Below are 15576 nucleotides of genomic sequence, written 5' to 3' on the forward strand. Positions count from 1 at the left end.
CAAAAATATCAGCATTCTATGTCACGTATTTTCGTTTTAATTGTGTGTCTTGCTTTTTTTTCATGCAAAGAAGCTTCTAAAGAGAAAACAACTACAAGTGTTTCTACCGAAAAAGAAACAGAGCAAAAAACTTCTGAAAATCCATTAATTTTCCCAGAAGAAAAACACTTTAAAAATATACATCAAGTTACTTTTGGCGGCGATAATGCCGAAGCATATTGGAGTTTTGACGATCAACAATTAGTATTTCAATCCAATAATACTCAATGGAACGTTTCCTGTGATCAAATGTTCTTGATGAATGCCGACGAAACTTTTAAAGATCAAATGCCTCCAATGGTAAGTACAGGAAAAGGACGTACAACTTGTTCTTATTTTTTACCTGATAACAAACATATTATTTATGCCTCTACACATTTAGTAGATGAAAAATGCCCTGATGTTCCATTACGCAAAAACGGGAAATACATTTGGCCTGTATACGATTCGTTCGATATTTTTATTGCTGATTTGGATGGAAACATTGTGAAGCAATTGACCAACGAAAAAGGGTATGATGCCGAACCAACAGTGTCTCCAAAAGGTGATAAAATTGTGTTTACCTCAACACGAAGTGGCGATTTGGAATTGTATACAATGAATTTGGACGGAACTGATGTAAAGCAAATTACTAATGAACTAGGTTATGATGGCGGCGCATTTTTCTCTCCAGATGGAACAAAGATTATTTTTCGTTCATCACGTCCAAGAACCCAAGAAGAGATTAAAGAATATAAAGAGTTGTTGGCTGAAGGGTTAGTACAACCTACACAAATGGAATTATATATTTGCAACGCTGATGGAAGTGACTTACGTCAATTAACTGATTTAGGAAATGCAAATTGGAGTCCGTTTTTTCATCCTTCTGGAGAAAAAGTAATCTTTTCATCAAATCATGAAAGTGGTGGTTTTCCTTTCAACTTATACATGATTAATTTGGATGGTACTGGCTTGGAACGTATCACTCATAGTAAAACATTTGATGCTTTCCCTGTATTTTCTAATGATGGAAAAAAATTAGTATTTTCTTCTAACCGTAACAATGGTGGCGGCAGAGATACCAATTTGTTTATTGCAGAATGGCAAGACTAAAAGGTTTTGCACTCTAATTTATAAATTCAGTGTAGCCTACTAAAGTTTTTCTGTTTTTTTCGATTTTCTTTAAGTACATTTAAAGGTAAATACTTTTAAATTATATACTTATGAAAAAAAGCAGTAAAAAAATTTCGTTAAAAAAACACTCTATTTCTCTATTACAAACCAATAAGGTAAAAGGAGGAACGGGAACAACTTCTCTAATTACGGTTACCTGTCGTTCTTTTATTTATAATGGAGAAGATAATTGCGTATCTAACCAACAATAGAAAAAAAGAAACTGTTTGATGGCTTTTTTATAAATGCTATCAAACAGTTTTTAGTTAAAAATCAATCTAATAAAGATCTGAATTGAACATTTTTACTTCTCTTCTTTGCTAGTTTTGTTTTTTGCTTTTTCTTAAATATATCAAGCTTTTTTTGAATCCGATATTCTTCATTTTGCAGAAAATACATAAAATCTTCATTATAAGTGTATGTTTTTGCTTTTTCCAAACACTTTAATGATTGTTTGTATTTTTTTTCAACTTCAAAAAGATATGCTTCGCACCATAGCAATTGCGCTATAGATACTGCTTTTACTTTTTTGGCAAATGTTACTAATTTTTTCGCTTTATCAATCTCATCAGCCCAAATCAAAAACTTGATGTATGTTGGATATACTTCTGCATACTCGACATTAGAAGCAATGCATTTGTCAAAATTTTCAAAAGCAGCTTCATAGTTTCCTAAATACATCGCTTGAATTTCTCCTAGTAAACACAAAGAAGCACAATGTTCATCATCATACGAAATTGCATATCCAATTGCTTCACAAGCTTCTTCCCAATCTGTACAGTATCCACTCATTGCAGCTTTCGCTTTTAAATAGTATTGATCTGCTATATTTAATGTCATTTTATTCTTTTTTATTTTTATTAATTTAGTAAACACCTTCTTTTTGAATACTAGAGAAACATTGAGAACCGCAGTTTCCCTAGTATTTTGTGAAGATGCAACTCTAAATTCCTGTCTGCGCAGGAATGACAAATTTGTTTAGCGGTCCATACGCACAATTTTTGGCGTAAAAGTCCCTACAATTTCCACCAATGCTGTTTGATGGCTCATTACTTGATGAATATTTTTATATGCCATCGGTGCTTCATCAATACTACCTCCAATCAAGGTAACTCCGTGATCTTTTAATTGTTTTTTAATATCACTTTGTGTAATGGTTCGTTTCGCTTTGCTTCTAGACAATATACGTCCCGCTCCATGCGAAGCCGATTGCAATGATTGCTTATTCCCTGTTCCTCTAACAATGAATCCTGGAGCTGTCATAGAACCTGGAATAATTCCAAGTACTCCTTTTTGCGCAGGTGTAGCACCTTTTCGATGTACGATTAATTCTTCCCCATCTACAACTTCTTTCCAAGCAAAATTGTGATGATTTTCAACCATTGCTAATGGTCGTAAACCCAATGCTTTTCCTAAGCGTTTATGAATATCATGATGGCAGGCTGATGCATAATCACCCGCAAGATTCATTGCCAACCAGTATTCTTGTCCGTCATGTGTATTCAAATCGAGCCATGCTAGATTTGTAGCTTCTCCCGGTAGTGGCGTTTGCTTGATTGCTAATTTGGTGTAATGTTTAGCAATATTTGCTCCTAAACCACGTGATCCGCTATGCGATAGAATTCCGAGATAGTTTCCCACAGGAACATTAAATTCATTGTGTTCATCAGAAACATGAACAATACCAAACTCTACAAAATGATTTCCTCCTCCTGAAGAACCCAATTGCTGATACGCTTTTTTGAACAGCTTTTTTACCGTTGGAATTTCTTTGAATTCTGAACGTTCAAAGATTTCATGGTCATTGATTCGTTTGTGTGTTTCAAAACCACCAAATTTGGTATGTTCTTGCAACATTTTTACATATTTATCTTTATGCCCATCCAAGTACGAAACGGGAGTATCATAAATAGAGAGGCACATTCTACAACCAATATCTACACCAACTCCATATGGAATTACAGCTTCTTTTGCTGCCAATACACCTCCAATTGGCAAGCCATACCCTGCATGTCCATCAGGCATCAATGCACCAGCTTTTGCAATTGGCAATTTTAATGCTGTATACAATTGATGTTTAGCTTCATTTTCAATTTCGTTTTCACCAAAAATGGTAAATGGTGCACGTTTCGTTTCTAATTGTTTGGCTTCCACTTGCACAGGAGTTATCAATTCTTCTGCAATTCTTCCTACGATTCCATCTCCTACATATTTTTCAGGATCTTTCAATATTGTTTTCAAACGCTGTAACACTTTGTCTTTTCGATCGCGTTTAAAGTATTTCAGCATCACATCAATGGCAATACTGATCACTTTTCCTTTTTGCGGATATCCTATGTTTATGAGGTCTTTCCCTCGTAATTTTAATTTTCCCATAACTATAATTTTATAACCATTTCCCGATTGCGAGCTCATGTTGTGTTGCCCATGTTTTCATGATTCGGTTCGCTTCCGCGGAAATTGGTTTGTTGAATCGCGCTTTTGCTTGCACGATCTTTTTTGAGTTTATATTTACTTCTATCGTTGCTAATGTTTCGTTTCCGTTAGAAAAACTCATACATCGCAGTGAAAAAATCCCAGTGACACGCGCAACACATGAATATGCGTACGAAGCGACACAATGATTCATTTTATTTCCTTCTTTGATGAGTTCTTCCGAAGAACAAAGTTCAAACAAGCGGAACTTTTTAACATCACTTCCTTTCTTTTGAAATTCCACGAATGACGTATCAAGCGTAGGTTCCCAATGGTAAAGGTCTAAAGCATCTTGCGCTTCGTATATAGCTTGTGCTGCGTGCCATTCGTCCGATTGTCGCGTGAGCGAATTGATCGTTCTACCTTTGATAGAATATGATGCATCATCACGAATGCAATCGCTTAGATAGTCAATAATCTCGTTCATTTTTCGAAAATCCAACATCGTTTGTTTGGCAAAAAACTGAATCACCGTTTCCCAAAACGCTTCATTGGAGAATCCGTTTCTGCTGATGTACGAGTGTGCAATTCGATCGGCAGTTACTTCATCCGCTCCAAAAGCTAACGCTTGTGCTCGTCTCAGTGCCATTTCAATAGAATAGCTTGCTGGCGCTTGGAGAAAATAGTGCGCTCCTTTTTTAGATAAATACACAGGAACTTTGCTTAGTTTTTTCACACTATAACCACTTGCCAGATCAATAAACCATGAGATGTATTTACGATTTCTTGTAAGCCACGCATCGTACATAAATACTGGCACTTCGTACTTTACAAAGCAATGCGAGATCAAATCTTTCAGTTGTCTCTCTTCATTGTAGCTTTTACGCTTCCATGTTTTGACATCTTTTTGATATTGCAAACTGAACCAAGCAATTTGATATAAGATTTGTAAATATTCGCGATTTCGTAGCAGTTTTGTGCATCGCTGCTGATACAAATGATCCAACAGTTCTTTGAATGCTTTTCGTCGTCTGCTATCTTTTTTAGAATGCAATCCGACAAAGTGATGTGCAATTCGTTGTGCTAAGGATTCGTCTTTGTACTTTACCGTGCTATTTCCTTCGTAGATGGCTTGCACCATTGCAGGAAATACTACTTTTTTCGCTTGATTGTGTCTCTGAAAGCTTTCTTGAATTGCTTTTTCTCTCGCTTTTTCTGCTAATTTTTGTTTTAGTCGTCGGGACTTCGAAATGTGTTTTCGATGTATATGTTGTGTTTCCATAACTGTAAATTTTGAGTGTTGTTTTCAGTAAAAAATTTCAATGTGTGTGTTTGCTGTTTCATTGTGTTTTTTTGTTAATGTTTACATTTTTTTGCTACTGAAAACCTTCTCCCAAGTTTACAGTCGCTGATGTTCTCTGATCAAATTTTTCATTTCAATTGCTTGTATTGCTACACGATTTCTAGTTTTTTGGGTTATTCTGTGATTATTTTTAGTCGTTCGCTATATGTTTCTCTCAATTTTTTAAAATTGTTCTTTCTAAAAAAAAAGCTCGATTCTGTATTAGAACCGAGCTTTGATACTGTTGTATGTCTATTCTTTTATTCCAAAGAATAGTTAGGTTCTAAAATGAACAATTGCTGCAGTTTTGCAGAAGTTGTTACGATATGTTTTGTTGCTGCTTTGCGCATATTTTTTAAAAATACCCATGAAAAAACCCGAGCCTTTTTGGACTCGGGTTTTCATTAATGAGAGTTATATTTCTACTGAAAGATACAACTGGTAAAACCCAAGTCGCGCATCGGAGTATTTCCAACACTATTTCGATATGTAAATTTTACGTTTTGCACTTTTCTGTTTTTTTTATTAATTAATTTTTCTCGTTGTGTTTCAACGGTTGCAAATATAGAATATCATTTTTCAAAATTCCAAATTTATTTTTCTATAGCTGTATTTTTGAGCGTCATTCTGAGCATGGAATGATCTGATTTCCAAGTAGAAATTTTTTCTGTTTTCAAAATTTCTAAATCATTAGAAACCCAGATATGGTCTAGTGAGAGCAATGGAATATTCCAAAACCAAGTTTCTCGAAACCCATTGCCTTTTTTAGTGAATGCATGTTGATACTTTTTTTTAAAATTTTTAAAAAATAATGACTCAAAAGGTGTGTTAAAGTCTCCTAAAATGATTGTTTTTTCCTCTGTTTTTATCTCAGAAATGACACTTTTTAACATTGGTTCTCTAAAATATTTAATGTTTGCCGTCACATCAATTGCATAAAAATATGTGTTTTGAGTACTGAAGTGTACGATTGTTACGTTCTGCTTTGTAGTAGTATTTGAATGAATTTTTATTGGTGTTTTTGAGAAAATTCCAATGGCTTCTTCCGTGAGTTGAAAGTGATAATTTGGATACTTTTTTTGAATTGAAGCATATTCTTTTTCGTCACATTCAATTAACACCATTACGTCAGGGAGCGATTCATTTTCTTGAAAAGCATCTTCAAAATTTTCAGTACGATACGCATTCCATAGTACTATTTCAAATCCTTCCGAGATATTTTCAGAGGTTGTCTGTATGTAACTATTTTTTACCCAAATGCCTAAGATAATCAATACAGTTACTATATAGTATTTTCTAGTAGAAACTTTTACAAATAATAGTAAAAATAATATTCCCAGTGCAATTAACGGGAGTGGTGTTGCATAAAAAATCAGAGAAGAAAGATAAAAGTAATCTTTGATCGTTATGTGTATGACAATGACTACACACAAGAAAACTTGCAATGCTATTTTGATTTGATTTTTGAGTTTCATGATAGATTCCCGCTTTCACGGGAACAAGTTATCGCAGTGGAAAACCTTTTGCTGCCCACCACGGGTGCATTTCTATTTCCAAACGTCCTGCTTTCACTGACGGATCTGCGTTTGCCAAGCTATCTGCCATTTCGATGGTTGGAACGTTGTAAATAGTCACACCACGAATGTCGCCCAAGTCACCAAAAGGTCCAGAAATATCTGCGTAGCCTAGTTCATACATTTTTGATAAATGTTCCAAATGCAATTGTTGTAAACTATCTGCTTCTTCCTTGCTTTGTGAACGATTTTTTCCACGTTTAAGAAAGGCCATAAAATATTGCTGCATCAAAACCGTATCTTTGGTTTTTCCATCTATATACGAAAGCACTTTGAAGCCTTTGTCTTCCAGTTCTTTTTTAACTTGTAAAGGCGATTTCTTTTGAGCAATCTCTTGTGTCTCTTCTACTTTTTCAGGAACTTGATTACACGCAACACATAAAATTATAAGCGTGATTAAACTAATATATTTATTCATGATGCCAGGTTTTATATGGTTTTTGACTAAGTTGCGAGTTATAGTATTGAGTTTTTCCGGTAACTTCTTTTCCAAGCCAACTAGGTGTACTTATGGTTTCGTTTTCATGCTGTAATTCTACTTCTGCAACGAACAATCCTTTATTGGCTCCAAAAAATTCATCTACTTCAAAAATATGATCTTTTACAGGAACAATAAACCTTCTTTTTTCAATAATCCCGTCTTTGCATAAATTTAGCAATTGTTTTGCTTCAGCAACAGGAATTTCCTTTTCCCATTCAAAACGCGTGGTACCACTTTTGTTTGTTTTTCCCTTTATAGTTAAAAACCCTTGATTCCCTTTGATGCGAATACGAACCGTTCGCGCAGGATCGTTATTAAGAAAACCTTGAGCGATTTCAAAAGAGTTCGTAGCTTCTTTTTTAAAATCAGTATTTTTGATGAGAAATTTGCGTTCTATTTCTTTCATTAAACTTACAATATAGGCTAAAGATATTATAATTTTAATTATGGCTTTCGATTTCCCTTTGCGAAAAATTATTCACGTTGATATGGACGCATTTTATGCGTCTGTAGAGCAATTGGACAATCCTGAATTGAAAGGGAAACCCTTGGCCGTTGGTGGTGGTTCAAAACGTGGGGTTGTGAGTGCTGCAAGTTATGAAGCGCGAAAGTTTGGCGTGCGCAGTGCGATGAGTGGTTTTTTAGCAAAAAAACGTTGCCCAGATTTGATTTTCGTTAAACCTAGATTTGATCGATATAAAGAGATTTCACAACAAATTCGCACTATTTTTTATGAATATACCGATTTGGTTGAACCATTATCACTTGATGAAGCATATTTGGATGTGACACATAATAAAAAAGGAAATCCAAGTGCTTCATTAATTGCAGAGGAAGTTCGTGCTAAAATCCTTGAAAAAGTAGGGTTAACAGCTTCTGCGGGTATTTCTATTAATAAGTTTATCGCCAAAGTAGCTAGTGATTATAATAAACCAAATGGCCAAAAAACAGTGCCGCCGGAAGACGTCCTTGATTTTTTAGAGAATTTAGATATCAGAAAGTTTTACGGAGTAGGTAAAGTAACTGCGGAGCGCATGTATCAATTGGGAATTTTTACTGGGAAAGACCTGAAAGAGAAAAGTATTGAATTTTTAACAGATCATTTTGGAAAGTCTGGGCGTTTTTATCACAATGTGGTTCGTGGAATTCACCTAAGCGAAGTAAAACCAAATAGAATTGCTAAATCTGTTGGTGCAGAGCGAACGTTTTCGGACAATTTGACTAGCGAGGTTTTTATGTTAGAAAAGTTACTGAATATTGCCGTCGAACTAGAAAAACGATTAAAAAGATACGATGTGTCTGGAAAAACGGTTACGTTGAAAATTAAATACAGTAATTTTACTACCCAAACTCGCAGTAAAACGATTCCGTATTATATTTCGGATAAAAGTCTAATATTGGATACCGCCAAAGAATTATTGTATCAAGAAAAATTAAAGAATTCTGTGCGATTGTTGGGCATTTCATTAAGCAATTTGAATACCGACAGAGACAAGAAAAAAGAAAATCAAACTGAACAGAAGCAACATTTTTCTGTTCAATTGAAGTTTGATTTTTGATTATTTAGTAACCTATCAAAAAGAATTGATAGGTTTTTTACTTGTAGCTGTTTTGAGCTCCTTAATTATTTTCCGAAACCTTAGAGATTACATACAACATTTCCATTCCGATTTGTTCGCAACGTTCGTCGTATTTTGCAGCTTCTTTATCAGTCCTATCAAACGCTTTCGGGTCATCAAAAGGCAATGCGATTCTAAAATCGGTGCCTGGCACATATGGACAACCTTCATCAGCTTCCGAACATACCATGATTGCTGCAAATTCTTTGGTTGGATTTGGAGCATCTTCAAATTTTTTAGAAAACGCTTCGTAAGCATCTTGATTCGTTTGCCAACGAACTTGATATACAGGATTTTTTGCTTGCTCAGCAATTGTTAGTGTGAAACCGATTCGTTGAAGAGCTGCCACTGCATTTGGATGAAATGCTGTTGCTTCAGTTCCTCCTGAGAATGTTTCTATTTTTGGCAATTGATAATAGCTAGCAGCGACAGCCAACCACAACTGACCTAAATGACTTCTTCGAGAATTATGCGTGCAAATCACAATTAATTTAGGTGTTTCATGCACATCTAACTTTCCCTTTATATATAAAGACAATTTTTCTAGCTCTTCTTTTCTGTCAAAAGAGATTGTATCAAATTGCTTTTTTAATCTTTCTATAGTTGAATGTAGTTCTTGAAAAATCATTTTTTGTTATTCAATGAGTGAAACACGCAAGGTATTTACCATTCCTTTGTCTGTAATTGGCATTGCAGCAAGATTGATAAGCATGTCATCTTTTTTTACAAACCCTTTATCTTTTGCTATTTGATTTACATCTTCAACGGTATCATCTGTACTTACAAATTTGTCATAATAGAATGCTTTTACGCCCCAAAGTAGATTGAGTTGTGAAAGGATTCTCTTGTTTGATGTAAATACTAAGATATGAGACGCTGGTCGCCAAGCAGAAATCTGAAAAGCAGTATAGCCACTATTGGTGAGTGTACATATCGCTTTGGCCTTAATTTCATTTGCCATATGAGACGCATGATAGCACACCGATTTGGTAATGTATCGTTTGGTACGGATATGCGGAGGAGAATGAGGTACGCTGATTAATGGAGAATCTTCTACACTCTTAATAATTTTTGTCATTTGTTGTATAACTTGCACAGGATATTGTCCAACTGACGTTTCTCCAGAAAGCATTACTGCATCTGCTCCATCCATTACAGAGTTTGCTACATCATTTACTTCTGCTCTGGTTGGTGTTAAACTTGTAATCATTGTTTCCATCATTTGTGTTGCAATAATCACAGGAATTCGTGCTTTTTTGGCACGTAATACTAATTGCTTTTGAATTAACGGAACTTCTTGTGCAGGCACTTCCACACCTAAGTCACCACGTGCTACCATTAATCCGTCACAATAAGCAACAATCTTATCTATATTTTCAACAGCTTCAGGTTTTTCAATTTTAGCGATAATTGGAATTTTATGATCTGAATGCTCATTAATAATTGCTTGAAGATCCATCAAGTCTTGACTATGACGCACAAATGAAAGTGCAATCCAATCTACTTTTTCTCCAATTGCAAAAATAGCGTCTTCTACATCTTTTTCAGTCAATGCAGGCAACGAGATATTTGTGTTAGGAAGGTTAACGCCTTTTTTAGATTTTAAAGGTCCTCCTTGTATTACTTTTGCTTTTACTTCCTGCTCTCCATCTGTAGAAACAACTTCAAAAATCAATTTCCCATCATCTAAAAGAATGCGTTCTCCTTCTTTTACATCACGCGGAAAGTTTTCATAATTCATAAAAACTTTTTCTGAAGTTCCTTTGAATTCTTCTCCAGTACAAAAAGTAATTTCATCACCTGGCTCTACAATTACATCTTCAGACATGATTCCAACACGTAATTTTGGCCCTTGTAAATCGGCTAATATGGAAGTATTGAATTCATACTCTTCGCTCAACTCTCTAATAATAGCGATGCGCTCTTTTACATCTTCATAATTGGCATGCGAAAAGTTGATGCGAAATACATCTACTCCTTCTTCAATCATTTTTTTTATGACTTCTCTTGATCCAGACGCAGGTCCTAAGGTTGCTACTATTTTCGTTTTTTTTCTTTTTGGCATTACTCAAAAATTAAATTGTTTTTAGATTTTAGTTGATTTGGGTTCAACGTGTAGGCTGTAATTACTTCGGCAATAGCATTGATTCTTGAGAGCAGTATTTTAGATGATTTTAAATGGCTTTCATTAGAAATTTTTACAAAATAATCTACTTTTTTTCGCTCGGGAATCAAGTATTTGGTTACCGTTCTTTTTCCTTGTTGTTCTGAAAACAACGAACCAGCACTAGCTATTTGTTCTACTTCTTTTTTACTTGTGTTAGTTACTAGATTCCATGTTGCAAAATTTTCTTTATCATACCATTCATAAATTGAAAAAGATGCCTCCATATAATTATAATCCAAATCTTCTCTTTTTCTTGCTAATTTTAAGTTAAGATTTGTGTTTAATAAATAGGCAAGTCGATAATCTTCCGTTGAGCAATGGATTGCTATTAAGGTATAATTATCTTCTTCAAAATCATCTTCAAAGAGTTTATGAACAGCCATTAATCTTGCTTTTACTAAATGTAAATATATAATTTAATGGCTAGATAAAAGTTAATTTTTGGTAATGTTTATGTAGATTTCACAACGAAAACGTTATCGCTTGCTGTTTCTTTTTTAGAAATTTCAAAATCCAACAAGAATAATGTAAAGTTTAAGAAATTTTGATGATTATTTTTAACGTGAAATTTGTTTTTGAAACGCAAAATATGCACGTTTTGATGCTTTTTCTTCTGCCTTTTTCTTGGATGTTGCTCGAGCTTTAGCAACCACTCGATTATCTATAAAGAGTTTAACCGCAAAATGTTTTAATTCGTCATTTCCAGTGTCTTCATAAACATCATATTTGAAGTTCTTTTTTTCTTTTTGACACCATTCAATTAGTAAACTTTTGTAACTAATTATTTTGCCTTCTAAGCGTTCAATATCTACATATGGAGAAATAACACGTGTGTGGATGAATTTTTCACAATATTTATAGCCTTTATCTAAAAATATTGCTCCAATTAATGCTTCGAATAAATTTCCATGAATATTTTCTCCAAAGTTATCTTTTGGAATACGAGACTGTACTAAATCAATCAACTTCAAATCTCTCCCAAGTTCATTCAAATGTTCACGACTCACTATTTTTGAGCGCATTTTGGTTAGATACCCTTCATTTCCAGAAGGAACTTCATTGAAAAGATAAGCAGAAATAACACTACTCAACATTGCATCTCCTAAAAACTCTAAACGTTCATAATTAATAGAGTTACCCATTGCATCTTTTTTATTAAGAGAGCGATGTGTAAATGCTTTTTTATAAACATTTTTCTTTTTGGTTTTAAAGCCTAAAATATCTTCGAGTTCGACAAAAAAATTCCCGTCTTCTTTAGATCGGGAATTCAATATTTTACGAACCAAGTTCATTCTATGATTTTAGTCTAACTTTTTGAATAATACACAAGCATTATGTCCACCAAATCCAAACGTATTGCTCATCGCTACTTTAATGTCGCGTTTTTGAGCTTTATTTAGTGTTAAATTTAAACTTGGGTCAATATTCTCATCAACAGTAGAGTGGTTAATTGTAGGAGGAACAATTCCATGCTCAATAGCCAAAATTGACGCAATTGCTTCAATAGCGCCTGCAGCTCCTAACAAATGTCCTGTCATTGATTTGGTAGAGTTGATATTGATGTTTTTTGCGTGCGGTCCAAATACTTCTGAAATTGCTTTTAATTCCGCTACATCTCCTAAAGGAGTTGACGTTCCATGTGTGTTGATATGATCAACTTCTTCTGGCTTCATTCCTGCATTTTCAAGACAGTTTTTCATAACAGCAACAACACCAATTCCATCAGGGTGCGGAGCTGTCATATGGTATGCGTCTGAAGATAAACCACCACCCACAACTTCTGCATATATTTTTGCTCCTCTTGCCTTCGCATGTTCATATTCTTCAAGAATAATTGCTCCGGCTCCTTCTCCTAACACAAACCCATCTCTAGTTGCATCAAAAGGTCTTGAAGCACTTTTTGGATCATCATTTCGGGTAGACATCGCATGCATAGCGTTGAATCCTCCCATTCCTGCAATAGTAACAGCAGCTTCACTTCCTCCAGTTACAATTACATCACAATGTCCTAAACGTATATTATTTAATGCATCAATCATTGCATTAGCAGACGATGCACAGGCAGATACAGTCGTGTAGTTAGGCCCCATAAAACCATGTTTAATGGAAATATTTCCTGGAGCAATATCTGCAATCATTTTTGGAATAAAGAAAGGGTTAAATTTTGGAGTACCATCACCATTGGCATAATTAATCACTTCTTCTTGAAATGTTTCTAATCCGCCAATTCCTGCGCCCCATATAACACCAACTCTTAATTTATTAATTTTTTCTAGGTCTAGTTTCGAATCAGCAATAGCTTCGTCAGAAGCAACCATTGCATATTGCGAAAACTTGTCCATTTTTCTTGCTTCTTTTCTGTTAATAAAGTCTGTAACATTGAAGTCCTTTATTTCACAAGCAAACTTTGTTTTAAACTTCTCAGCATCAAAATGTGTTACTGGAGCGGCTCCGCTTTTACCTTCTACAAGCCCATTCCAATATTCTTCAACGGTATTTCCGATTGGGGTCAATGCACCCAAACCTGTAACTACAACTCGCTTTAATTCCATTTTTGATTAAGTTAGTTTAAAAATTTTAAGAAGAAGTCATTTACTAAAAACATTAGAATGCTATAATAGCATCCTAATGTTTTTATAATATGAAATTTTGTTATTTCCTTACTTTTTAGCTTCTTCGATGTAAGAGATAGCTTGACCAACAGTTGCAATGTTTTCTGCTTGATCATCTGGAATTTGAATATCGAATTCTTTTTCGAATTCCATAATCAATTCTACAGTGTCTAATGAATCTGCTCCTAAATCATTAGTGAAGCTAGCTTCAGCAACAACTTCGTTTTCATCTACACCTAATTTGTCTACGATAATCGCTTTTACTCTTGATGCAATGTCTGACATAATCTTATAGTTTTTAAAATTTAATTGTTGGCAAAAATAAAAAACTTTAATTTAAAACAACATTTTGTTCGAAAAATGTGTTCTAATTTACTAATTTTTTAGGACAACTAATTTGCTTTTGCCTTCATTTTGTTAATAATTATTCTTTTTTTTGTCCAAAACAACCGTCCTAAAATTTCATTCTTTATGAAGCGTATTGCAATTTTTGCTTCGGGTTCCGGAACGAATGCTGAAAATATTATTCGATATTTTCAAGAACGAAACAATGCTTCCGTTGTTCAGGTGTTGACTAACAATCAGCATGCCAAAGTGTTAGAACGAGCTAAAAACCACAAAATCAGTGCCTTTAGCTTCAACAGACCTGCTTTTTATACGAGTGATGACGTTCTCAATTTGCTAAAAAGTGCGCATATTGACCTTATTGTGCTTGCTGGTTTTTTATGGAAATTTCCATCATCAATCATTGAGGCCTTTCCAAATAAAGTCATTAATATTCATCCTGCCTTGCTTCCAAAATATGGAGGAAAAGGAATGTATGGAGCACATGTACACAAAGCAGTAATTGAAAATAATGAGCAAGAAAGTGGCATTACAATTCATTATGTAAACGAGAATTATGATGAAGGAGCTATTATTTTTCAGGCAAAAACCGCAATTGACTCTACCGATACGGCTGAAACGCTTGCTCAAAAAATTCATGAATTAGAATATGCTCATTTTCCTAAAGTGATTGAAAAACTATTAATTTCTGCACACTAATGGCGGACGTACATATATATACGGATGGTTCTTCAAGAGGAAATCCAGGGCCTGGTGGCTACGGAATTGTGATGGAATGGGTAGGGAAACCCTATCAAAAAGAATTTTCTGAAGGATATCGAAAAACAACGAACAATCGTATGGAATTGTTGGCTGTAATCGTTGCTTTAGAGAAATTGAAATATATGCATACAGATGTAACTGTTTTCACTGATTCTAAATATGTAGTAGATTCTGTAGAAAAAAAATGGGTTTTTGGTTGGGAAAAAAAAGGGTTTTCAGGAAAAAAGAACGCTGATCTTTGGATGCGCTTCTTAAAAATTTACAGAAAACATATTGTAAACTTTCAGTGGATTAAGGGGCATAATAATCATCCTCAAAATGAACGCTGTGATTTTTTAGCTGTAGAAGCCTCTAAAAAAGAAAAGCTCAAAATTGATAGTTTCTTCGAAAATGAAAGTGCAAAATTACTTTAAATAGCTTTTTTGGTATCATATTTGTATTTTTGCCCACATAACTCCCTCAAAATCATACATGAAATTCTATATTGCTATTATTGGCTTTTTTATTTGTGTGCCATTTTTTGCACAAGAAAATTGGACACTGAAGAAAGACAAAGATGAGATTCAAATTTATACCAAAACTACTGATTCCAGCAAAATAAAAGCCTACAAAGCCATGATGACTGTTAAAAGTTCTTTGGACAAAGTTAAAAATGTAATCATAGATGGAAATCAACTATATACATGGAATTACAAGGCTATTGACAGCAAGCTTCTTCAAAAAAAATCTGAAAATGAATACTTAATTTGGATGGCACTCGACCTTCCATGGCCTATACGCAATAGAGATGTTGTTATTTATCTTCAAATAAAAAGAATTACTTCAGAAATTCTACTCATTACTGTTTCTTCTGCTCCAAACGCATATGAAGAACTGGATGAGTATTTAAGAATCACTGAATTTGAAGGATATTGGCTCTTAGAAGAAAAAGGAGAAGAAGTTACAATTACTCACCAAATGCATGGCGATCCTGGCGGGAATGTTCCTAGCTGGTTTGTAAACACAACAATTACTCGGGCTCCTTATTATAATTTTTTAGCATTGAGAGAACGTATAGAATAATATTAT

At 34.3% G+C, this 15576-nt stretch carries 18 protein-coding genes; 6 read left to right on the plus strand and 12 right to left on the minus strand.

The annotated features are described in order from the left end of the window. The first annotated feature begins 18 nt into the window (after positions 1 to 18). Both AA088_RS02315 and AA088_RS18135 read left to right on the plus strand, forming a co-directional pair. Positions 19 to 1131, plus strand: coding sequence for a TolB family protein (locus AA088_RS02315; protein ID WP_046743339.1), 1113 nt, complete (start codon positions 19 to 21; stop codon positions 1129 to 1131). Positions 1132 to 1241: 110 nt separating this feature from the next. Continuing rightward, positions 1242 to 1403: a hypothetical protein gene (locus tag AA088_RS18135; protein ID WP_156168364.1), complete on the plus strand. Its 162-nt coding sequence runs from the start codon at positions 1242 to 1244 to the stop codon at positions 1401 to 1403. A 61-nt stretch (positions 1404 to 1464) separates the two neighbouring features. Here AA088_RS18135 and AA088_RS02320 read toward each other — a convergent pair whose 3' ends face one another. From AA088_RS02320 to AA088_RS02345, 6 genes are all read right to left on the minus strand, one after another. Beyond that, positions 1465 to 2031 (minus strand): tetratricopeptide repeat protein, encoded by a 567-nt coding sequence (locus tag AA088_RS02320; protein ID WP_046743340.1) that lies wholly within the window; start codon positions 2029 to 2031, stop codon positions 1465 to 1467. A gap of 138 nt (positions 2032 to 2169) precedes the next feature. Beyond that, positions 2170 to 3567, minus strand: a complete 1398-nt coding sequence (locus tag AA088_RS02325; protein ID WP_046743341.1) for an RtcB family protein — start codon at positions 3565 to 3567, stop codon at positions 2170 to 2172. A gap of 10 nt (positions 3568 to 3577) precedes the next feature. Beyond that, entirely contained in the window at positions 3578 to 4888 is a 1311-nt protein-coding gene (locus AA088_RS02330) for a PcfJ domain-containing protein (RefSeq protein ID WP_046743342.1), read from the minus strand. Positions 4889 to 5541: 653 nt separating this feature from the next. Beyond that, positions 5542 to 6423: an endonuclease/exonuclease/phosphatase family protein gene (locus AA088_RS02335; RefSeq protein ID WP_046743343.1), complete on the minus strand. Its 882-nt coding sequence runs from the start codon at positions 6421 to 6423 to the stop codon at positions 5542 to 5544. 28 nt (positions 6424 to 6451) lie between these two features. Then, the gene (locus AA088_RS02340; protein WP_046743344.1) at positions 6452 to 6940 is read right to left on the minus strand and encodes a YciI family protein; all 489 of its coding nucleotides are present in this window, start codon (positions 6938 to 6940) and stop codon (positions 6452 to 6454) included. Beyond that, a complete protein-coding gene (locus AA088_RS02345; protein WP_046743345.1) occupies positions 6933 to 7409 on the minus strand; it encodes a CYTH domain-containing protein in 477 nt (158 codons plus the stop codon). The genes AA088_RS02340 and AA088_RS02345 overlap by 8 nt, the downstream gene beginning before the upstream one ends. Before the next feature lie 40 nt (positions 7410 to 7449). Between AA088_RS02345 and dinB the strand changes: the two genes are divergently transcribed. After that, entirely contained in the window at positions 7450 to 8562 is a 1113-nt protein-coding gene (gene dinB / locus AA088_RS02350) for a DNA polymerase IV (RefSeq protein WP_046743346.1), read from the plus strand. Positions 8563 to 8623: 61 nt separating this feature from the next. On the opposite strand, the gene AA088_RS02355 is transcribed toward dinB, so the two are convergent. The 6 genes from AA088_RS02355 to AA088_RS02380 form a co-directional block, all read right to left on the minus strand. Continuing rightward, a complete protein-coding gene (locus tag AA088_RS02355) occupies positions 8624 to 9250 on the minus strand; it encodes a low molecular weight phosphatase family protein (RefSeq protein WP_046743347.1) in 627 nt (208 codons plus the stop codon). Positions 9251 to 9256: 6 nt separating this feature from the next. Further along, a complete protein-coding gene (gene pyk / locus AA088_RS02360) occupies positions 9257 to 10687 on the minus strand; it encodes a pyruvate kinase (protein WP_046743348.1) in 1431 nt (476 codons plus the stop codon). Further along, positions 10687 to 11172, minus strand: a complete 486-nt coding sequence (locus tag AA088_RS02365; RefSeq protein WP_046743349.1) for an IPExxxVDY family protein — start codon at positions 11170 to 11172, stop codon at positions 10687 to 10689. The genes pyk and AA088_RS02365 overlap by 1 nt, the downstream gene beginning before the upstream one ends. Positions 11173 to 11346: 174 nt before the next feature. After that, positions 11347 to 12081, minus strand: a complete 735-nt coding sequence (gene rnc / locus AA088_RS02370) for a ribonuclease III (RefSeq protein WP_046743350.1) — start codon at positions 12079 to 12081, stop codon at positions 11347 to 11349. 9 nt (positions 12082 to 12090) lie between these two features. Continuing rightward, complete coding sequence (gene fabF / locus AA088_RS02375; RefSeq protein ID WP_046743351.1) at positions 12091 to 13341, minus strand: beta-ketoacyl-ACP synthase II; 1251 nt, start codon at positions 13339 to 13341, stop codon at positions 12091 to 12093. A 108-nt stretch (positions 13342 to 13449) separates the two neighbouring features. Further along, positions 13450 to 13686 carry an acyl carrier protein gene (locus tag AA088_RS02380; RefSeq protein WP_002988156.1) on the minus strand — a complete coding sequence of 79 codons (237 nt, stop codon included), beginning with the start codon at positions 13684 to 13686 and terminating at the stop codon, positions 13450 to 13452. 186 nt (positions 13687 to 13872) lie between these two features. On the opposite strand from AA088_RS02380, the gene purN reads away from it, so the two are divergent. From purN to AA088_RS17510, 3 genes are read left to right on the plus strand one after another with little or no spacing between them, the layout of a single operon-like run. After that, the gene (gene purN / locus AA088_RS02385; RefSeq protein WP_046743352.1) at positions 13873 to 14445 is read left to right on the plus strand and encodes a phosphoribosylglycinamide formyltransferase; all 573 of its coding nucleotides are present in this window, start codon (positions 13873 to 13875) and stop codon (positions 14443 to 14445) included. Further along, on the plus strand, positions 14445 to 14921 hold the full coding sequence (rnhA, locus tag AA088_RS02390; protein WP_046743353.1) for a ribonuclease HI: 477 nt from the start codon (positions 14445 to 14447) through the stop codon (positions 14919 to 14921). Before purN ends, rnhA begins: the two co-directional genes overlap by 1 nt. A gap of 58 nt (positions 14922 to 14979) precedes the next feature. After that, the gene (locus tag AA088_RS17510; RefSeq protein ID WP_052752752.1) at positions 14980 to 15570 is read left to right on the plus strand and encodes an START domain-containing protein; all 591 of its coding nucleotides are present in this window, start codon (positions 14980 to 14982) and stop codon (positions 15568 to 15570) included. Positions 15571 to 15576: the final 6 nt, after the last annotated feature.

It is taken from the genome of Kordia zhangzhouensis, assembly GCF_001005305.1.
Classification (GTDB): Bacteria; Bacteroidota; Bacteroidia; order Flavobacteriales; family Flavobacteriaceae; genus Kordia; species Kordia zhangzhouensis.